The following is an 18,835-nucleotide window of genomic DNA, read 5'->3' as shown; positions in this document are numbered from 1 at the left end:
TTTTGGAGCGGGAAACGAGACTCGAACTCGCGACCCCGACCTTGGCAAGGTCGTGCTCTACCAACTGAGCTATTCCCGCAAATTTGTTGCTGTCGTAACGTGTAATTCTCTGTCGTTACGGGAGGCGCATTATACGAGAAATCTTCCCGCCTGCAACCCCTCTAAAAGCGATTTTTTTGAAATCAGGTTCAAGTGATTAATTAAGCAGCAGGCTGCACAATTTAGCGACAAAAACCCGACAGTGCAAGCCTGTCGGGTAGCAAACTTACAACTTTATAAAGTTCTCACGGTAATAAGCCAGTTCCGCCACCGACTCGCGGATATCGTCCATTGCCTTGTGTGATCCCTCCTTGCTCAAACCGTCCAGAATTTCGGGTTTCCAGCGACGCGCGAGCTCTTTCAGCGTGCTCACATCCAGGTAGCGGTAATGGAAATACGCTTCCAGTTCCGGCATGTACTTAAACAAAAAGCGGCGATCCTGCCCAATGCTGTTCCCGCAGATCGGTGACTTACCCGCCGGCACCCACGCTTTCAGAAACTCAAGCGTCGCCAGTTCCGCTTCGCGATCGCCCATCGTGCTCGCCTTCACACGTTCCACCAGCCCGCTGCCGGTATGGGTACGCACGTTCCAGTCATCCATCAGCGCCAGCTGTTCATCGGACTGATGAACAGCGATGGTCGGCCCTTCTGCCAGAATATTCAGGTTGGCATCGGTGACCAGCGTGGCGATTTCAATTATGCGATCGCGCTCGGGATCCAGACCGGTCATCTCAAGATCAATCCAAATCAGGTTGTTTTCATTGGCACTCATGCTATTTTCCACCCCTCATACGTCACATTCAGTGTGACTACTCTCATCTAGAATTGTGTGTATCATAGATGTTTTGCCCAACATGGGCGACCAGGAGCCAGTACGATTGAGTAAAAATAAACTCTCCAAAGGCCAACAGCGCCGCGTGAACGCTAATCACCAGCGTCGTCTTAAAACGTCTAAGGAGAAGCCAGACTACGATGACAACCTGTTTGGCGAGACCGCTGAAGGTATCGTCATTAGCCGTTTTGGCATGCACGCCGACGTCGAATCTGCCGACGGTGAAATTCATCGCTGCAATATTCGTCGCACAATCCGTTCGCTGGTAACCGGCGACCGCGTGGTCTGGCGTCCCGGTAAAACGGCGGCGGAAGGTGTCAACGTCAAAGGCATCGTCGAGGCGGTACATGAACGTACCTCGGTACTGACGCGCCCGGACTTTTACGATGGCGTAAAACCGATTGCCGCCAACATCGACCAGATTGTCATTGTCTCCGCGATTTTACCGGAGCTGTCACTCAATATTATCGACAGGTATCTGGTGGCCTGCGAGACATTGCAGGTTGAACCCATCATCGTGCTCAACAAAATCGATCTGCTGGATGACGAAAGCCTCGCTTTTGTGAATGAGCAGATGGATATCTATCGTCATATCGGTTATCGCGTGCTGATGGTCTCCAGCCATACTCAGGATGGTCTGAAACCGTTGGAAGAAGCGCTGACAGGGCGTATCAGCATCTTTGCTGGCCAGTCCGGCGTCGGCAAATCCAGCCTGCTCAACGCGCTGCTGGGGCTGCAGAAAGCCATTCTTACCAACGATGTTTCCGACAACTCCGGTCTGGGACAGCACACCACCACCGCAGCCCGTCTCTATCACTTCCCGCATGGCGGCGATGTCATTGATTCCCCTGGCGTGCGAGAGTTCGGTCTGTGGCACCTGGAGCCGGAACAAATCACCCACGGCTTTGTCGAATTTCATGACTATCTGGGACGGTGTAAATATCGTGACTGTAAGCACGACGCAGACCCAGGCTGCGCCATCCGTGCTGCCGTTGAAGACGGGAAAATTGCGGAAACCCGTTTCGAAAATTATCACCGTATTCTTGAAAGTATGTCGCAGGTAAAAACGCGTAAAAACTTTTCTGATACCGATGACTGACAACTAAGCTAAGCATCGCTAGAATCGTCCCCCTTTTTCAGGATCCGGTGCGAACGCCGGATCAGGAACGATAAAACAATGGCCTGGAGGCTACCTTGTTAAACTCATTTAAACTTTCGCTACAATACATTCTGCCGAAACTATGGCTCACTCGCCTGGCGGGCTGGGGCGCGAGCAAACGAGCGGGATGGCTGACTAAACTGGTTATCGATCTGTTCGTGAAGTACTACAAGGTCGATATGAAAGAAGCGCAGAAGCCGGATACCGCCAGCTACCGCTCATTCAATGATTTCTTTGTCCGTCCACTGCGTGACGACGTTCGCCCGCTGAATACCGATCCAAACGTACTGGTCATGCCGGCTGACGGCGTCATCAGCCAGTTAGGCGCTATCGAAGAAGATAAGCTCCTGCAGGCTAAAGGCCACAACTACAGTCTGGAAGCCCTGCTGGCAGGCAACTACCTGATGGCGGATCTTTTCCGCAACGGTTCGTTTGTGACCACCTATCTGTCACCGCGCGACTACCACCGCGTGCACATGCCGTGCAACGGTATTCTGCGTGAGATGATCTATGTGCCGGGCGATCTGTTCTCGGTCAACCATCTGACCGCCCAGAACGTCCCGAACCTGTTTGCCCGTAATGAGCGTGTTATCTGCCTGTTCGATACTGAGTTTGGCCCAATGGCGCAAATTCTGGTCGGTGCTACGATTGTTGGCAGTATCGAAACCGTCTGGGCAGGGACCATCACGCCGCCGCGCGAAGGCGTGATCAAACGCTGGACCTGGCCTGCGGGCGAAAGTGAAGGTTCGGTTGCACTGCTGAAAGGTCAGGAAATGGGCCGCTTCAAGCTGGGTTCCACCGTAATCAATCTGTTCGCACCGGGCAAAGTGAATCTGGTCGAGCAGCTTGAAAGCCTTTCCGTGACCAAAATTGGTCAGCCGCTGGCGATATCTACCGAAACGTTTGTGATGCCAGAAGCGGAACCTGCACCGTTACCGGAAGAAGAAATTAACGCCGAGCACGACGCCAGTCCGCTGGTCGACGATAAGAAAGACGAAACTTAATACATACATAGCATCATGCGAGAAGCATCAAGCCGCTTAAATGATGACGTGTAGAGGGAAGCTGCTGTGCGCCTGATTATAACGTTTCTGATGGCCTGGTGCCTCAGCCTGGGGGCGTACGCTGCAACCGCCCCCGACGCCAAACAAATCACCCAGGAACTGGAGCAGGCAAAATCCGCAAAGCCTGCCCAGCCCGATGTCGTCGAAGCCCTTCAGTCTGCGTTGAACGCGCTTGATGAACGCAAAGGTTCTCTCGAGCGCGTTCAGCAATACCAGCAGGTTATCGATAACTTCCCGAAAATGTCCGCCAGTCTGCGCGCGCAGTTAACCAACCTGCGCGATGAACCCCGCAGCGTGTCGCCGGGCATGACGACCGATGCGCTGAATCAGGAAATCCTTCAGGTTAGCAGTCAACTGCTGGAAAAAAGCCGTCAGGCCCAGCAGGAGCAAGAGCGCGCCCGTGAGATTGCCGACTCGCTGAGCCAACTGCCCCAGCAGCAAACCGATGCCCGTCGACAGCTCAATGAGATTGAGCGCCGCATCGGTACCGCCACCGGCAACACCCCGCTCAACCAGGCACAAAATTTCAGTATGCAGGCGGAATCCGCCCGCCTGAAAGCGCTGGTTGATGAGCTGGAGCTGGCGCAGCTTTCGGCTAACAACCGTCAGGAACTGGCGCGTATGCGCTCCGAACTGGCGGAAAAACAGAGTCAGCAACTGGATGCGTATTTACAGGCTCTGCGCAATCAGCTCAACAGCCAGCGTCAGCGTGAAGCTGAACGCGCGCTGGAAAGCACCGAGCTCCTGGCAGAGAACAGCGCTGATTTACCGCCGGACATTGTTGCCCAGTTCAAAGTGAACCGGGAACTGTCAGCCGCGCTGAATCAGCAGGCGCAGCGCATGGATCTCGTCGCCTCTCAGCAACGTCAGGCCGCCAGTCAGACTCAGCAGGTACGACAGGCATTAACGACACTTCGCGAACAGTCGCAGTGGTTAGGTTCGTCTAACCTGTTGGGCGAAGCATTACGCGCTCAGGTGGCGCGTCTGCCGGAAATGCCTAAACCCCAGCAGCTGGATACCGAAATGGCGCAACTGCGCGTCCAGCGTCTGCGCTATGAAGATCAACTCAACAAACAGCCTCAGCTGCGCCAGCTCCATCAGGCGGACGGACAACCGCTCACTGCGGAACAAAACCGCATTCTTGAAGCACAGCTGCGCACCCAACGCGAGCTGCTGAATTCGCTGTTACAGGGCGGCGACACGTTAATCCTCGAGCTAACCAAACTGAAAGTGTCCAATAGTCAGCTTGAGGATGCGCTGAAAGAGGTGAACGAAGCGACCCACCGCTATCTGTTCTGGACCTCTGACGTTCGCCCAATGTCTTTCTCGTGGCCGATAGATATCGTGCAGGATCTGCGTCGATTGATCTCACTCGACACCTTCAGCCAGTTAGGTCAGGCCAGTCTGATGATGCTGACCAGCAGGGATACCCTGCTACCGCTGTTTGGCGCGTTGATTCTGGTCGGTTTCAGTATTTACTCACGTCGCCACTTCACCCGTTTTCTGGAACGTTCCGCCGCCAGAGTGGGCAAGGTGACGCAGGACCACTTCTGGCTCACGCTGCGTACCGTGTTCTGGTCGATACTGGTGGCCTCGCCGCTGCCGGTACTGTGGATGACGCTGGGATATGGATTGCGCGAAGCCTGGCCTTATCCTCTTGCCGTTGCGATAGGCGATGGCGTCACGGCGACAGTACCGCTGCTGTGGGTCGTGATGATTTGCGCGGCGTTTGCCCGGCCAAATGGCCTGTTTATTGCCCACTTCGGCTGGCCACGCGAACGCGTGTCACGCGCAATGCGTTATTACCTGATGAGTATCGGGCTTATTGTGCCGCTGATCATGGCGCTCATCATGTTCGATAATCTGAACGATCGTGAGTTCTCCGGCTCACTCGGTCGTCTGTGCTTTATTCTGATTTGCGGTGCGCTGGCGCTGGTCACCCTGAGCCTGAAAAAAGCCGGCATTCCGCTCTATCTCGATAAAGAGGGCAGCGGCGATAATATTGTGAACAGCATGCTGTGGAATCTGATGACTGGCGCACCGGTGGTCGCGATACTGGCGGCTGCCGTGGGTTATCTGGCGACATCACAGGCGCTGCTGGCGCGACTGGAAACCTCCGTCGCCATCTGGTTCCTGCTACTGGTGATTTACCACGTCATTCGCCGCTGGATGCTCATTCAACGCCGCAGACTGGCCTTTGACCGCGCCAAGCATCGTCGCGCGGAAATGCTGGCCCAGCGCGCACGTGGCGAAGAGGAACCAGCCCATTCAACCAGCCTGGAAGGGACCATTGACGTTGACGAGAGCGAAGTCGACCTTGACGCCATCAGCACCCAGTCGCTACGTCTGGTACGTTCCATTCTGATGCTGATCGCCCTGCTGTCGGTCATTGTGCTGTGGTCGGAAATTCATTCCGCATTCGGCTTCCTCGAAAACATCTCGCTGTGGGACGTCACCTCTACGGTACAGGGGGTCGAAAGTTTAGAACCCATTACGCTGGGTGCGGTGCTGATCGCCATTCTGGTGTTTATCATCACCACCCAACTGGTGCGTAATCTGCCTGCGCTTCTCGAACTGGCGTTGCTGCAACACCTCGATCTCACGCCGGGTACCGGCTACGCCATCACCACCATCACTAAGTACCTGCTGATGCTGATTGGCGGTCTGGTGGGCTTCTCGATGATTGGGATTGAGTGGGCAAAACTGCAATGGCTGGTGGCGGCACTCGGTGTTGGTCTGGGCTTTGGCTTGCAGGAAATCTTCGCCAACTTTATCTCCGGCCTGATCATCCTGTTCGAAAAACCGATTCGTATTGGCGATACGGTGACCATTCGCGATCTGACCGGCAGCGTAACGAAGATCAATACCCGCGCGACCACCATCAGCGACTGGGATCGCAAAGAGATCATCGTGCCGAACAAAGCGTTTATCACCGAACAGTTCATCAACTGGTCGCTGTCTGATTCCGTGACGCGTGTGGTGCTGACGATTCCGGCGCCGTCCGATGTGAACAGCGAAGAGGTGACGCAGATCCTGCTGACCGCCGCGCACCGCTGCTCACTGGTGATCGACAACCCGGCACCGGAAGTCTTCCTGGTCGATCTCCAGCAAGGGATCCAGATCTTTGAGCTGCGTATCTATGCCGCCGAGATGGGCCACCGTATGCCGCTGCGCCATGAAATCCACCAGTTGATTCTGGCGGGCTTCCGCGAGCACGGTATCGATATGCCGTTCCCACCGTTCCAGATGCGTCTGGAGAGTTTGAATGGCAGACAAACGGGGAAAACGCTCAGTTCTGCCGGCAGAAGAAGTCGCCCGGCGGGGAGTTTGTAAGTCTTCGTCATACCCGGCAGGGCAGACGGAACGGGCTTGTAGAGATGAAAAGGGGTGCACAACGCACCGCTTTTCATCACATCAGAACGCGTTATGCACGATCAACCGTAAAAGCAATCACTTCCGCGAGGCTTTCCGCGCCCAGCGCCAGCATCACCAGACGATCGACGCCCAGCGCAACACCCGAGCAGTCCGGCATGCCGACCTTTAGCGCCTCGATCAGATTGTTATCGATAGGCTGCTGCGGCAATCCGCGCGCGGCGCGCTTGCGGTTGTCCTGTTCAAAACGCTGCTGCTGTTCACGCGCATCCGTCAGTTCATGGAAACCATTCGCCAGTTCAATACCTTTGAAGTAGACCTCGAAACGTTCCGCCACGCGGTGATCTTCCGTACTGATCTGCGCCAGTGATGCCTGACTTGCCGGGAAGTGATAAACAAACGTCGGTTTATCCTTGCCAATGTGCGGCTCAACACCCATCGCAAACAGCAGTTGCAGTAAGGTATCGCGATCTTCTTCAGTGTCGGCAATGTTGCTTAAATCCAGCTTCGCGGCGACGTCGCGCAGTTGCGTTTTATCCGCAGAGAGTGGGTCTATCTCCAGATGACGCTGGAACGCCTGCTGATAAGAGAGGCTCTCCGCCGCCGGGCATTCCAGCACCTGCTGCAGCAGATCGTCCACCTCGTTCATCAACCGGTACATGTCGTAATGCGGACGATACCACTCGAGCATCGTGAACTCAGGGTTGTGATGGCGCCCCATCTCTTCATTACGGAAACTACGGCACAGTTGAAAGACCGGACCACACCCTGCCACCAGCAGACGTTTCATGTGGTATTCCGGGCTGGTCATTAAATAGAGGTTCATCCCCTGCGAATGGCCGGGGCCGACGAAACGCGTTTCGAACGGGAACAGATTAATGTCTGTGACCGTCGCCTGACTCATGCAGGGCGTCTCAACCTCCAGCACTCCGCGATCGGCAAAGAAACGACGAATTTCCGTCATAATTGCCGCGCGTTTTAACAGGTTAGGTATGGACGCGCTCGGCTGCCAGGTTGCCGTTTCGCTCATGGTTCTTTCTCCAGTTTAAGACAAGGGCACGAAGTCTACTCGTAACGCGGCAATGAAACAAATTTTGCTCAGGAATACTCAAGCGCGGCTAAAGAGTTAAAAAACCGTAGAAGGATGGTTTAGTAATTAAATTAATCAAAATCAATGATAATTCGCCCTTCCGACACGCCAAAAAAATCGAACACGTCAAATTTCCAGCACATAGCAGCGACTATACTGTTGTACCTATAAAGGAGCAGTGGAAACACGTTCGCTACCCACCTTTTTCAGGCTCTTTTACGAGATATGTGGTGGCGAAATTACAATAATCTGGAGGAATGTCGTGCAAACCTTTCAAGCCGATCTTGCCATTATAGGCGCCGGTGGCGCGGGATTACGTGCTGCAATTGCCGCAGCGCAGGCAAATCCTAATGCAAAAATCGCACTGATTTCAAAAGTGTACCCGATGCGCAGCCACACCGTTGCTGCCGAAGGGGGCTCAGCCGCTGTCGCCCAGGATCATGACAGCTTCGACTACCATTTTCACGATACGGTAGCGGGCGGAGACTGGCTGTGTGAACAGGATGTCGTGGATTATTTTGTCCACCACTGTCCTACCGAGATGACCCAACTGGAACAATGGGGCTGCCCGTGGAGTCGCCGTGAAGACGGTAGCGTCAACGTTCGTCGCTTTGGCGGGATGAAAATTGAGCGTACCTGGTTTGCTGCGGATAAAACCGGCTTCCATATGCTGCATACCCTGTTCCAGACCTCTCTGCAGTTCCCACAGATCCAGCGCTTTGACGAACACTTTGTGCTGGATATCCTGGTCGATGATGGTCATGCTCGCGGCCTGGTGGCGATGAACATGATGGAAGGCACGCTGATGCAAATCCGTGCTAACGCGGTGGTGATGGCAACAGGCGGCGCAGGCCGTGTGTATCGCTATAACACCAACGGCGGCATCGTTACCGGCGACGGCATGGGCATGGCGCTGAGCCACGGCGTTCCGCTGCGTGATATGGAATTTGTTCAGTATCACCCGACCGGTCTGCCAGGTTCCGGTATCCTGATGACCGAAGGCTGCCGTGGTGAAGGCGGTATTCTGGTCAACAAAAACGGCTACCGTTATCTGCAGGATTACGGCATGGGTCCGGAAACACCGCTGGGCGAGCCGAAAAACAAATACATGGAGCTGGGTCCGCGCGACAAAGTTTCTCAGGCCTTCTGGCATGAATGGCGTAAAGGCAACACCATCTCCACGCCGCGTGGCGATGTGGTTTACCTCGACCTGCGTCATCTGGGTGAGAAGAAACTGCTGGAACGTCTGCCGTTCATTTGTGAACTGGCAAAAGCTTACGTGGGCGTCGATCCGGTGAAAGAGCCGATTCCGGTTCGTCCGACCGCGCACTACACCATGGGCGGTATCGAAACCGATCAGAATTGCGAAACCCGCATCAAAGGTCTGTTTGCCGTCGGTGAATGTTCTTCTGTGGGTCTGCATGGCGCGAACCGTCTGGGTTCTAACTCACTGGCTGAACTGGTGGTCTTTGGCCGTCTGGCAGGTGAGCAGGCGATGGAGCGTGCATCGACAGCGGGCACCGCTAACGACGCCGCGCTCGACGCACAGGTTGCGGGCGTTGAACAACGGCTGAAAAACTTGGTTAACCAGGAAGGTAACGAGAACTGGTCGAAGATTCGCGACGAAATGGGCCTCTCCATGGAAGAAGGTTGCGGTATCTACCGTACGCCGGAACTCATGCAGAAAACGGTTGATAAACTGGCCGAATTGCAGGAGCGCTTCAAGCGCGTTCGCATCACCGACACCTCCAGCGTATTCAACACCGACCTGCTGTACACCATTGAGCTGGGTCATGGTCTGAACGTCGCTGAATGTATGGCGCATTCCGCGCTGGCTCGTAAGGAATCACGTGGCGCACACCAACGTCTGGATGAAGGTTGCACCGAGCGTGACGACGTCAACTTCCTCAAACATACTCTCGCCTTCCGCGATGCTGATGGCACGACTCGCCTCGACTATAGCGACGTGAAAATCACCACGCTGCCGCCTGCAAAACGTGTTTACGGTGCGGAAGCGGAAGCAGCCGATAAGAAGGAGAAGGCGTAATGGCTGAGATGAAAAACCTGAAAGTTGAGGTGGTGCGCTATAACCCTGAGACCGACACCGCGCCGCACAGTGCTTTCTATGAAGTGCCTTATGATGAAACAACGTCACTGCTGGACGCGTTGGGCTACATCAAAGATAACCTGGCGCCAGACCTGAGCTATCGCTGGTCCTGCCGTATGGCGATCTGCGGCTCCTGCGGCATGATGGTCAACAACGTGCCGAAGCTGGCGTGCAAAACCTTCCTGCGTGATTACACCAGCGGTCTTAAGGTTGAAGCGCTGGGTAACTTCCCGATTGAGCGCGATCTGGTCGTCGACATGACGCACTTTATCGAAAGTCTGGAAGCGATTAAGCCGTACATCATCGGTAACCCGCGTACGCCGGATCAGGGGCCAAACACCCAGAGCCCGGCGCAGATGGCGAAGTATCACCAGTTCTCTGGTTGCATCAACTGTGGTCTGTGCTATGCCGCATGCCCGCAGTTCGGTCTGAACCCTGAGTTCATCGGACCGGCTGCGATTACCCTGGCGCATCGTTACAACGAAGACAGTCGCGACCACGGTAAGAAGGAGCGTATGGCGCAGTTGAATAGTCCGAACGGCGTATGGACCTGTACTTTCGTGGGCTACTGCTCCGAAGTTTGTCCGAAGCACGTCGATCCGGCGGCTGCCATTCAGCAGGGTAAAGTGGAAAGCTCGAAAGACTTTCTTATCGCCACCCTGAAACCACGCTAAGGAGTGCAACATGACGACTAAACGCAAACCCTATGTGCGGCCGATGACGTCCACCTGGTGGAAGAAATTGCCGTTTTATCGCTTTTACATGCTGCGCGAAGGCACAGCCGTTCCGGCAGTCTGGTTTAGCATTGAGCTGATTTTCGGCCTGTTCGCACTGAAGCACGGTGTGGAATCCTGGGCAGGCTTCGTTGGTTTTCTGCAAAACCCGGTGGTGGTGATCCTCAACGTGATCGCCCTAGCGGCAGCACTGCTGCACACCAAAACCTGGTTTGAGCTGGCGCCGAAAGCAGCCAACATCATCGTAAAAAGCGAAAAAATGGGGCCAGAGCCGATCATCAAAGGTCTCTGGGCGGTTACTGTGGTGGCGACCGTAGTCATACTGTTTGTTGCCCTGTTCTGGTAAGGAGTCCGGGATGATTAATCCAAATCCAAAACGTTCTGACGAACCCGTATTCTGGGGTCTGTTTGGCGCAGGCGGTATGTGGGGTGCGATTATCGCGCCAGTGATGGTTCTGCTGGTGGGGATTCTGCTGCCGCTGGGTCTGTTCCCGGGCGATGCCCTGAGCTATGAGCGCGTACTGGCGTTTGCTCAGAGCTTTATCGGCCGTGCTTTCCTGTTCCTGATGATTGTCCTGCCACTGTGGTGTGGCTTACACCGTATGCACCACGCGATGCATGACCTGAAAATCCATGTGCCGGCTGGCAAATGGGTGTTCTACGGTCTGGCAGCCATCCTGACCGTCGTAACGGCGATTGGCATTCTGTCTGTCTAAAGCAATCCGCCCTCTTATCTGCTGATAAGAGGGCGTTTTTTTCATCCCCACCGTTATTTTCTCCACCAGGTTCTACACTTAGGAAAAACACCCTAAGGATAAACCTATGCGCCTGCTCCCTATCGTTACCGCTGTGACGACTGCGTTTCTGGTGGTCTCCTGTAGTACCCCTACTCCGCCACAGGGCGTCACCGTGGTGAATAACTTCGATGCCAAACGCTATCTCGGGACCTGGTACGAAATTGCCCGTTTTGATCATCGCTTCGAACGGGGACTGGAAAAGGTCACTGCGACCTACAGTCCGCGCGATGACGGCGGTCTCAACGTGATCAATAAAGGCTGGAACCCGGACAGAGCGATGTGGCAAAAAAGCGAGGGGAAAGCATATTTCACCGGCGACCCCAGCCGCGCCGCGCTGAAAGTCTCCTTCTTCGGTCCGTTCTACGGTGGCTATAACGTTATCGCGCTCGACAGAGAGTACCGGCACGCGCTGGTCTGCGGCCCGGATCGCGACTACCTGTGGATACTCTCTCGCACGCCGACGCTTTCTGACGAAATGAAGCAGCAGATGCTGGCCGTCGCGACCCGGGAAGGGTTTGATGTCAGTAAGCTAATCTGGGTGAAGCAGCCCGGTGCTTAGTGGGTGCTTAATTTCAGACCAATAATACCGACTACGATTAACGCCAGACTTGCCAGACGCATGGGATTAGCCGATTCACCCAGCAACAGAATGCCGGTGATGGCAGCACCGACGGCGCCAATCCCCGTCCACACGGCGTATGCAGTGCCCACGGGGAGCGTTTTCATCGCCCACGCAAGGAGCGCCATACTGACGATCATCGCGGCAATGGTGATGATACTCGGCGTCAGGCGACTAAAACCGTGAGTATATTTCAGACCCACGGCCCAAACGACTTCAAGCAGACCGGCGATGAGTAAGATTATCCAGGACATATCAGGCTCCAGAGAAATGGGGCCGTCCCCGGTGAAAGAAGCGTTAGCAGGTCGTCCTGTAACGCTGAAGGTAGAAAAAACATTCTTGCCCGAGCGGCGGTGAATTTCAACATTTTTATCTTTTCGCACCTAAAAGGTTGAATTAGGCGCATTTCGCAGCGCATTTTGCCCATTCAGCACTCATCCGACTTCTCTATGATGGGACGCTTTCTGAAGTCAGGAAGCCATTTGCCTTACTTCTGAATGCGAAAACGCTATGTTGAAAATATTAGTGATTGACCGTTGCCACTTCACCCGCACAGGGATCGAGGCATGGCTTAATCATTCCGAACTCTTTAATACGTCGTTTCTGGTCTCTGGGCTCAATAACCTCTTACTGGTTAAAGAGCACATCCAGCAGTGGAAACCTCACCTGGTGATCGCGGACTTGTACGGTTTTCTCAACGACACCCAGTCGGCCCAGTATATTGCCCCGTTTTTTCTCGCCTGCGGTGGCAGTCCGTTGATATTACTGGAGTCTGGTGGTGCGATGGCGGAGACGCTGCGCTATCCGGTCTGTGCGTCATTAACCAAACAGGTTTCTCTGGCGGAGCTGGCTGAAAATATTCACAACGCGCTGCTAACCGGTTCGGTATCCGAAGCGCCCGGCAACGCCTCGACGCTGCTTACGCCACAGGAAGAGAAAGTGCTGACGATGTGGATGGAAGGGGCGAGTAACAACGCGATTGCCTGTGCGCTCAGCATTCATGGCAAAACGGTGTACACCTACAAACGCAATATCCGCATGAAGTTACACATGGATAATCGCTTTTCGCCGTTTCTTGCGCCGTCTGAGCTGAAAAATTAACGGCACGACAAAACTCGCCGTACCGTTTACGCGGCTACTGCTGAGCTTTGGTTGCGGCGCCCGAAATGGCGTTGCCGCCGTCGGAAATATCCTCACCCATGCCGCGCGTGGTATTACAGGCAGTTAACACGGAGGAAAGTACCAACACAGATAAGATCGCTGCAATTGTCTTTTTAACCATAACGTCTTCCTTTTCTAGCCTATGTTGTTTGTGTCGTGCCACTTAATCATAGACAAGATCCCGAACAATGGCGGGAGATAGACGCTTTTTAGGACGACGAGAAGAAAATTAGCTGGCCGCGTGGGAAATGGAATTACCGAGGTGCTTAATATCCTCACCAAAGCCGCGTGCGGTATTACAACCCGCCAGCAACGAGGTGGTGAGAAGGAGCAGTGTTACAAGACCGAGAAGACGTTTCATCATTCCTGCCCTGGAGAAATAATGGCGCAGCAAAAGCGCTGCACCATAATGCGCTAAACGCGCGGATTATTTCACGCGGGAGACGTACTCGCCTGAACGCGTATCTACTTTAATCACTTCGCCAATCTGAACGAACAGAGGCACTTTCACCACTGCGCCAGTAGACAGCGTTGCCGGTTTACCACCCGTACCGGCGGTATCGCCTTTCAGACCCGGATCGGTATCAACGATTTCCAGTTCAACAAAGTTCGGTGGCGTCACGGAGATAGGCTGACCGTTCCACAGGGTCACGATGCACTCAGCCTGATCCAGCAGCCATTTCGCGTTATCACCTACCGCTTTCTCATCAGCAGCCAGCTGTTCGAAAGTTTCGTTGTTCATGAAGTGATAGAACTCACCGTCGTTGTACAGGAAGGTCAGGTTCATATCGACCACGTCTGCGCCTTCGGCGGAGTCGGTGGATTTGAAGGTTTTCTCAACGCGGGTGCCGGTCAGCAGGCGACGCAGCTTAACGCGCGCGAATGCCTGGCCTTTACCTGGTTTAACGAATTCGCTGGCTTCAACCGCATACGGTTCGCCGTCCATCATGATTTTAAGACCAGCACGAAAATCGTTGCTATAGTACGTTGCCATAAGGCCCTCTGAAAATTGTTAACTGGTAGCTAAGCCACAAAATGGCGCATATTGTAACCCTAAATACCCCATCCAGAGAAGATTGGTTATCGCAACTTGCCGATGTTGTGACCAATCCCGATGAACTCCTGCGTCTTTTGAATATAGACGCAGATGAAAAACTGTTGGCCGGGCGTGATGCCAGACGTCTGTTCGCCCTGCGCGTACCGCGTGCCTTTATCGCGCGAATGGAAAAAGGCAATCCTGACGATCCGCTTTTACGTCAGGTACTTACCTCCGAGGATGAGTTTATTGCCGCGCCGGGTTTCTCCACTGATCCTCTGGAAGAACAACACAGCGTCGTACCGGGACTGCTGCATAAATACCGTAACCGGGCGCTGCTGTTGGTGAAAGGTGGCTGTGCGGTAAATTGCCGCTATTGCTTCCGCCGCCACTTCCCGTATGCGGAAAATCAGGGAAATAAGCGAAACTGGCAGGCCGCGCTGGACTACATTAGCGCGCATACCGAGCTGGATGAGATCATTTTCTCCGGCGGCGATCCGCTGATGGCCAAAGATCATGAGCTGGACTGGCTGCTCACGCAACTGGAAGCCATTCCCCATATCAAACGCCTGCGTATTCATAGTCGCCTGCCCATTGTCATTCCTGCGCGTATTACCGGGGAGCTGGTTGACCGCTTCACCCGTTCTTCGCTGCAAATCTTGCTGGTGAATCACATCAACCACGCCAACGAAATCGATGAGTCCTTCCGGCAGGCGATGGCAAAACTGCGCACCGCAGGCGTTACGCTGCTCAATCAGAGCGTTCTGCTACGCGGCGTCAATGATAACGCCCGGACGCTGGCGAACCTCAGCAACGCGCTGTTTGATGCAGGCGTCATGCCCTATTATCTGCATGTGCTGGATAAGGTTCAGGGCGCCGCGCATTTCATGGTGACAGACGATGAAGCCCGCCAGATTATGCGCGAACTGCTCACGCTGATATCGGGCTATATGGTGCCCAAACTGGCGCGGGAAATTGGCGGCGAGCCCAGTAAAACGCCACTGGATTTACAACTGCGTCAGCAATAACTTCTCAAACAGGTGTCCACTTCCGGACACCTGCTACCAAAACCTCCGGTTCCCCCTCCCTGTATGTTATTTTAGCGACGCCTTACGAACTATATATTTAAAAATCATATCTATAAGTCACAACCAATCGCTGAATTTATCATTGGTGAGGGAGAACCTTTATGGCTATTAGTATCAAAGGGGTTAATACGGGTGTTATCCGTAAAGCTAACGAATTCATAGCGCTGGCGCTGAAAATTAAAGAACCGAGGAACAAGGAATCGCTGTTTTTTCTGCCCGCGCTGGAATTACGCGATCTGCTGATCGCCGTAGAGAGTCGTTTGCATCAGAAGCAGCAACTGGGCGTCGCTGAACGTCAGCGTTACGAAAAAACGCGCGATGTTATCAGCAAGAAAATGCAGGAAAACATCCCTGCGATGGTGGAAGACGAACTTCGACATGCAGATATTCATCGCCGCGTCACCGCCGTCGCCTTAACCGATGGAAGCAGCGACAGCTTAACGCTGACCTTCACGCTTCACGATGGCAATACCTGCATCCTGCAGGTGAACGAATTGCAGATTGAGATTTTGGTGTACGCCATTATTCGTGCGATAGAGAACGCTGGCATGCGGGAGCTGGCGCTGCGAATCTCCTCGCTGCTGGACTTTTTGCCGCTGTATGATGCGGACTGCCTGGACCATGAGCGACTGGAATACGACGCCTATGCGCAGCCAGAGTGGAAGCACTCGCTTTTCACACATTATCTTGCGGTGCTCTACCGTTTTACGGGTGAAACAGGAAAAGAGCAGTTCAGCGGCGCCATCGTGAAAACCCGCGTTCAGTCTGGTAGCCAGGAGGCGGAAGCCATTTTACGGCGTTTACTCGACTTTAGCCCGAGACTGAAAAAGCTGGCAGGTAAGCCGTGTCAGGTCTTTGTCAGAACGCTGACGGCGAATAAAACGCAAACGCTAACCCAGGAGCAATGCCTGCGCGCGCTGCATCATTTACGGGTTCAGTCCGTTAACACGACAGAACAACACGCCTGATGGCGCGACGCTTATCAGGCCTACAGGTGTGAACACAGGCCTGATAAGAGGAATACCCGGCAACCACAGACACAAAGTCTATTAGTTAGGGCACTTGTAAACCTGACCAATCATCTCACTGGCCGTTGGGACAAAGCTGGATAACATGCTCTGACTCGGGCTGCTGACGCCATAAATCACGTTGCCGCCCATGGCTGCCGCCTGGTTGCGCAGGTCATTTGCCGCACCACGCATAGAGCCGCCTTCTTCACCGTGCTGACCTGAAAGCCAGTTGCTCTGCTTACCGGTTGCCGTGCCAATTAGCTGACATTCAGCGCCAGGCTTATCTTCAACAAAGCGAACGCTTTGTCCTGCGGAACTCAGTTCGCTGCTGGAGCTACAACCCGCCATCAGTAGCGCGGCACCGACAATCCCTGCAAAATATTTCGCGTGCATGTTATTCCCCATAATCAATGAGCTGGACGTTTTGTCCGTCACTGAATCTTATACTAAAAAGATGACCAAAAGAAAAACCCCCGAACATTTCTGCCCGAGGGTTTCTCATTTTTCGCGAAATGCTGATTTAATCGAATAATTCAGGTTGCAGGCAGGCGGCAAGTTTATGATTCCCCGGGAGCTTACATTAGTAAGTGACCGGGGTGAATAAACGCAGCCAACGCACCTGCGGCTTGAAGTATGAAGATTAAATTACATCATGCCGCCCATACCACCCATGCCACCCATACCACCAGCAGCACCTAAGTCAGGCGCGTCGCCTTTCGGCAGGTCGGTCACCATGCACTCAGTGGTGATCATCAGGCCAGCCACAGATGCCGCGTACTGCAGAGCAGAACGGGTCACTTTGGTTGGATCCAGGATACCCATGTCGATCATGTTGCCGTATTCTTCAGTTGCAGCGTTGTAACCGTAGTTACCGTCGCCCGCTTTCACGGTGTTAGCTACAACAGACGGTTCTTCACCGCAGTTCAGCACGATCTGACGCAGCGGGGATTCCATTGCGCGCAGCGCAACTTTGATACCCACGTTCTGGTCTTCGTTCTGACCACGCAGTTCAGACAGTTTGCTTGCTACGCGAATCAGCGCGACACCGCCACCGGCTACCACACCTTCTTCTACCGCAGCACGGGTCGCGTGCAGGGCATCTTCAACGCGGGCTTTCTTCTCTTTCATTTCAACTTCGGTCGCTGCACCGACTTTGATGACTGCCACGCCGCCTGCCAGTTTCGCTACGCGTTCCTGCAGTTTTTCACGGTCGTAATCAGAAGTCGCTTCTTCGATCTGCTGACGAATCTGAGTCACACGACCCTGGATTGCCGCTTCGTCACCCACGCCATCGATGATGGTGGTGGTGTCTTTGTTGATCACAACGCGTTTTGCCTGGCCCAGGTCTTCCAGAGTCGCTTTTTCCAGCTCCATACCGATCTCTTCAGAGATAACAGTACCGCCAGTCAGGGTTGCGATATCCTGCAGCATCGCTTTACGACGATCGCCGAAGCCAGGTGCTTTAACCGCAGCCACTTTCACGATGCCGCGCATGGTGTTAACCACCAGGGTCGCCAGCGCTTCGCCTTCCACATCTTCAGCGATGATCAGCAGCGGTTTGCCTGCTTTCGCAACGGCTTCCAGAACCGGCAGCATTTCGCGGATGTTGGAGATTTTCTTGTCAGCCAGCAGGATGAACGGGCTTTCCAGTTCTACTGCGCCAGTTTCCGGCTTGTTGATGAAGTACGGGGACAGGTAGCCACGGTCGAACTGCATACCTTCAACCACGTCCAGTTCGTCCTGCAGACCGGTACCGTCTTCAACGGTGATCACGCCTTCTTTACCGACTTTATCCATCGCTTCAGCGATCAGTTTACCCACGGTTTCGTCGGAGTTAGCGGAGATGGTACCCACCTGAGCAATGGCTTTAGAGTCAGAGCACGGTACGGACAGCGCTTTCAGTTCTTCAACCGCAGCCGCAACCGCTTTGTCGATACCACGCTTCAGATCCATCGGGTTCATACCCGCAGCAACGGCTTTCAGACCTTCAGTGATGATGGACTGAGCCAGTACGGTCGCGGTGGTGGTACCGTCGCCCGCTGCGTCGTTCGCTTTAGAGGCAACTTCTTTCACCATCTGCGCGCCCATGTTTTCGAACTTGTCTTCCAGTTCGATTTCACGTGCGACGGAAACACCATCTTTGGTGATGGTCGGTGCACCGAAGGATTTATCCAGAACCACGTTACGGCCTTTCGGACCGAGGGTAACTTTCACTGCGTCTGCCAGTACGTTTACGCCGCGCAGCATTTTCACACGAGCGTCGTTACCGAATTTTACGTCTTTAGCTGCCATTTTCTCTTTCCCTTAAATTCGTATGTTCAGTGTCGTTCGCGGATTACGCTTCAACAATTGCCAGAATGTCGCTTTCAGACATGATCAACACTTCTTCATTGTCGATCTTCTCAGATTTCACACCGTAACCATCGTTGAAAATCACGATGTCGCCGATTTTCACATCCAGCGGTTGCACGGTACCGTTATCCAGGATGCGACCCTTACCGACAGCGATGATTTCGCCACGAGTTGATTTACCCGCTGCAGAACCGGTCAGAACGATGCCGCCAGCAGATTTGGACTCAACTTCTTTACGTTTAACGATCACGCGATCATGTAACGGACGAATACTCATTGATAGCTCTCCTTTGAGAAGGTCTTTATCAGTTATGGGTGACGCCGGCCCGTTAAGGTTCCCGGCTAGTGACCAGAGAGATGGGGATGGGGTTTTGC

20 protein-coding genes and 1 tRNA gene are annotated in these 18,835 nt (G+C 54.0%); 11 read left to right on the top strand and 10 right to left on the bottom strand.

Features of this window, described 5'->3' with window-relative positions; all coding sequences use genetic code 11:
• Window positions 1–3: 3 nt before the first annotated feature.
• Together OGY35_RS03775 and orn are read right to left on the bottom strand one after the other, a co-directional pair.
• A tRNA-Gly gene (locus OGY35_RS03775) sits at window positions 4–79 on the bottom strand.
• Window positions 80–265: 186 nt separating this feature from the next.
• Window positions 266–811: an oligoribonuclease gene (orn, locus tag OGY35_RS03770; RefSeq protein ID WP_152401654.1), complete on the bottom strand. Its 546-nt coding sequence runs from the start codon at window positions 809–811 to the stop codon at window positions 266–268.
• Window positions 812–917: 106 nt separating this feature from the next.
• Here orn and rsgA point away from each other — a divergent pair, with 106 nt between their 5' ends.
• From rsgA to mscM, 3 genes are all read left to right on the top strand, one after another.
• Entirely contained in the window at window positions 918–1,970 is a 1,053-nt protein-coding gene (gene rsgA, locus OGY35_RS03765) for a small ribosomal subunit biogenesis GTPase RsgA (RefSeq protein ID WP_178822956.1), read from the top strand.
• Window positions 1,971–2,065: 95 nt separating this feature from the next.
• Complete coding sequence (gene asd, locus OGY35_RS03760) at window positions 2,066–3,034, top strand: archaetidylserine decarboxylase (RefSeq protein ID WP_152401651.1); 969 nt, start codon at window positions 2,066–2,068, stop codon at window positions 3,032–3,034.
• A gap of 66 nt (window positions 3,035–3,100) precedes the next feature.
• Window positions 3,101–6,427 (top strand): miniconductance mechanosensitive channel MscM, encoded by a 3,327-nt coding sequence (gene mscM, locus OGY35_RS03755; RefSeq protein ID WP_286631453.1) that lies wholly within the window; start codon window positions 3,101–3,103, stop codon window positions 6,425–6,427.
• Between the two features lie 91 nt (window positions 6,428–6,518).
• Here mscM and epmA read toward each other — a convergent pair whose 3' ends face one another.
• Window positions 6,519–7,496: an elongation factor P--(R)-beta-lysine ligase gene (epmA, locus tag OGY35_RS03750; RefSeq protein WP_152401647.1), complete on the bottom strand. Its 978-nt coding sequence runs from the start codon at window positions 7,494–7,496 to the stop codon at window positions 6,519–6,521.
• A 322-nt stretch (window positions 7,497–7,818) separates the two neighbouring features.
• On the opposite strand from epmA, the gene frdA reads away from it, so the two are divergent.
• The 5 genes from frdA (at window position 7,819) to OGY35_RS03725 (ending at window position 11,753) form a co-directional block, all read left to right on the top strand.
• A complete protein-coding gene (frdA, locus tag OGY35_RS03745; protein ID WP_152401645.1) occupies window positions 7,819–9,603 on the top strand; it encodes a fumarate reductase (quinol) flavoprotein subunit in 1,785 nt (594 codons plus the stop codon).
• Window positions 9,603–10,337, top strand: a complete 735-nt coding sequence (frdB, locus tag OGY35_RS03740) for a fumarate reductase iron-sulfur protein (protein ID WP_286631452.1) — start codon at window positions 9,603–9,605, stop codon at window positions 10,335–10,337. Before frdA ends, frdB begins: the two co-directional genes overlap by 1 nt.
• Before the next feature lie 10 nt (window positions 10,338–10,347).
• Entirely contained in the window at window positions 10,348–10,743 is a 396-nt protein-coding gene (gene frdC / locus OGY35_RS03735) for a fumarate reductase subunit FrdC (protein WP_286631451.1), read from the top strand.
• 10 nt (window positions 10,744–10,753) lie between these two features.
• Window positions 10,754–11,113 (top strand): fumarate reductase subunit FrdD, encoded by a 360-nt coding sequence (gene frdD, locus OGY35_RS03730; protein ID WP_042999169.1) that lies wholly within the window; start codon window positions 10,754–10,756, stop codon window positions 11,111–11,113.
• Between the two features lie 106 nt (window positions 11,114–11,219).
• Window positions 11,220–11,753 (top strand): lipocalin family protein, encoded by a 534-nt coding sequence (locus OGY35_RS03725; protein ID WP_286631450.1) that lies wholly within the window; start codon window positions 11,220–11,222, stop codon window positions 11,751–11,753.
• Here the strand turns inward: OGY35_RS03725 and sugE are convergent.
• Complete coding sequence (sugE, locus tag OGY35_RS03720; protein ID WP_042321373.1) at window positions 11,750–12,067, bottom strand: quaternary ammonium compound efflux SMR transporter SugE; 318 nt, start codon at window positions 12,065–12,067, stop codon at window positions 11,750–11,752. The genes OGY35_RS03725 and sugE overlap by 4 nt on opposite strands.
• A 256-nt stretch (window positions 12,068–12,323) precedes the next feature.
• Between sugE and OGY35_RS03715 the strand changes: the two genes are divergently transcribed.
• A complete protein-coding gene (locus tag OGY35_RS03715) occupies window positions 12,324–12,914 on the top strand; it encodes a LuxR C-terminal-related transcriptional regulator (protein ID WP_178823681.1) in 591 nt (196 codons plus the stop codon).
• Window positions 12,915–12,948: 34 nt separating this feature from the next.
• Here the strand turns inward: OGY35_RS03715 and ecnB are convergent, their stop codons facing one another.
• The 3 genes from ecnB to efp all read right to left on the bottom strand — a co-directional run bounded on the left by ecnB (window position 12,949) and on the right by efp (window position 13,968).
• Window positions 12,949–13,095 (bottom strand): lipoprotein toxin entericidin B, encoded by a 147-nt coding sequence (gene ecnB / locus OGY35_RS03710; RefSeq protein ID WP_046494356.1) that lies wholly within the window; start codon window positions 13,093–13,095, stop codon window positions 12,949–12,951.
• Window positions 13,096–13,203: 108 nt separating this feature from the next.
• Window positions 13,204–13,338, bottom strand: a complete 135-nt coding sequence (locus tag OGY35_RS03705; protein ID WP_178823683.1) for an entericidin A/B family lipoprotein — start codon at window positions 13,336–13,338, stop codon at window positions 13,204–13,206.
• 63 nt (window positions 13,339–13,401) lie between these two features.
• Window positions 13,402–13,968 (bottom strand): elongation factor P, encoded by a 567-nt coding sequence (efp, locus tag OGY35_RS03700; RefSeq protein WP_046494350.1) that lies wholly within the window; start codon window positions 13,966–13,968, stop codon window positions 13,402–13,404.
• Between the two features lie 41 nt (window positions 13,969–14,009).
• On the opposite strand from efp, the gene epmB reads away from it, so the two are divergent.
• Both epmB and yjeJ read left to right on the top strand, forming a co-directional pair.
• Window positions 14,010–15,038: an EF-P beta-lysylation protein EpmB gene (epmB, locus tag OGY35_RS03695; RefSeq protein ID WP_286631449.1), complete on the top strand. Its 1,029-nt coding sequence runs from the start codon at window positions 14,010–14,012 to the stop codon at window positions 15,036–15,038.
• Window positions 15,039–15,199: 161 nt separating this feature from the next.
• Window positions 15,200–16,066 (top strand): YjeJ family protein, encoded by an 867-nt coding sequence (yjeJ, locus tag OGY35_RS03690; protein WP_286631448.1) that lies wholly within the window; start codon window positions 15,200–15,202, stop codon window positions 16,064–16,066.
• An 81-nt stretch (window positions 16,067–16,147) separates the two neighbouring features.
• Here yjeJ and OGY35_RS03685 read toward each other — a convergent pair whose 3' ends face one another.
• The 3 genes from OGY35_RS03685 to OGY35_RS03675 all read right to left on the bottom strand — a co-directional run bounded on the left by OGY35_RS03685 (window position 16,148) and on the right by OGY35_RS03675 (window position 18,737).
• Window positions 16,148–16,501, bottom strand: a complete 354-nt coding sequence (locus OGY35_RS03685; RefSeq protein WP_046494343.1) for a DUF4156 domain-containing protein — start codon at window positions 16,499–16,501, stop codon at window positions 16,148–16,150.
• 252 nt (window positions 16,502–16,753) lie between these two features.
• A complete protein-coding gene (gene groL / locus OGY35_RS03680) occupies window positions 16,754–18,400 on the bottom strand; it encodes a chaperonin GroEL (RefSeq protein ID WP_152401630.1) in 1,647 nt (548 codons plus the stop codon).
• Between the two features lie 43 nt (window positions 18,401–18,443).
• Window positions 18,444–18,737, bottom strand: coding sequence for a co-chaperone GroES (locus OGY35_RS03675; RefSeq protein ID WP_152401628.1), 294 nt, complete (start codon window positions 18,735–18,737; stop codon window positions 18,444–18,446).
• Window positions 18,738–18,835 lie beyond the last annotated feature (98 nt).

Source organism: Citrobacter sp. Ct235 (assembly GCF_030332305.1).
Classification (GTDB): domain Bacteria; phylum Pseudomonadota; class Gammaproteobacteria; order Enterobacterales; family Enterobacteriaceae; genus Citrobacter_A; species Citrobacter_A telavivensis.
This window is presented reverse-complemented; position numbering and strand designations above follow the sequence as displayed.

Bases quoted from the DNA above. Each gene is read 5' to 3' on its own strand.
- groL (WP_152401630.1), bottom strand. From the start codon at position 18,400: ATGGCAGCTAAAGACGTAAAATTCGGTAACGACGCTCGTGTGAAAATG.
- frdD (WP_042999169.1), top strand. From the start codon at position 10,754: ATGATTAATCCAAATCCAAAACGTTCTGACGAACCCGTATTCTGGGGT.
- sugE (WP_042321373.1), bottom strand. From the start codon at position 12,067: ATGTCCTGGATAATCTTACTCATCGCCGGTCTGCTTGAAGTCGTTTGG.
- frdC (WP_286631451.1), top strand. From the start codon at position 10,348: ATGACGACTAAACGCAAACCCTATGTGCGGCCGATGACGTCCACCTGG.
- OGY35_RS03715 (WP_178823681.1), top strand. From the start codon at position 12,324: ATGTTGAAAATATTAGTGATTGACCGTTGCCACTTCACCCGCACAGGG.
- OGY35_RS03705 (WP_178823683.1), bottom strand. From the start codon at position 13,338: ATGATGAAACGTCTTCTCGGTCTTGTAACACTGCTCCTTCTCACCACC.
- OGY35_RS03685 (WP_046494343.1), bottom strand. From the start codon at position 16,501: ATGCACGCGAAATATTTTGCAGGGATTGTCGGTGCCGCGCTACTGATG.
- OGY35_RS03725 (WP_286631450.1), top strand. From the start codon at position 11,220: ATGCGCCTGCTCCCTATCGTTACCGCTGTGACGACTGCGTTTCTGGTG.
- epmA (WP_152401647.1), bottom strand. From the start codon at position 7,496: ATGAGCGAAACGGCAACCTGGCAGCCGAGCGCGTCCATACCTAACCTG.
- frdB (WP_286631452.1), top strand. From the start codon at position 9,603: ATGGCTGAGATGAAAAACCTGAAAGTTGAGGTGGTGCGCTATAACCCT.
- OGY35_RS03675 (WP_152401628.1), bottom strand. From the start codon at position 18,737: ATGAGTATTCGTCCGTTACATGATCGCGTGATCGTTAAACGTAAAGAA.
- yjeJ (WP_286631448.1), top strand. From the start codon at position 15,200: ATGGCTATTAGTATCAAAGGGGTTAATACGGGTGTTATCCGTAAAGCT.
- efp (WP_046494350.1), bottom strand. From the start codon at position 13,968: ATGGCAACGTACTATAGCAACGATTTTCGTGCTGGTCTTAAAATCATG.
- epmB (WP_286631449.1), top strand. From the start codon at position 14,010: ATGGCGCATATTGTAACCCTAAATACCCCATCCAGAGAAGATTGGTTA.
- ecnB (WP_046494356.1), bottom strand. From the start codon at position 13,095: ATGGTTAAAAAGACAATTGCAGCGATCTTATCTGTGTTGGTACTTTCC.
- orn (WP_152401654.1), bottom strand. From the start codon at position 811: ATGAGTGCCAATGAAAACAACCTGATTTGGATTGATCTTGAGATGACC.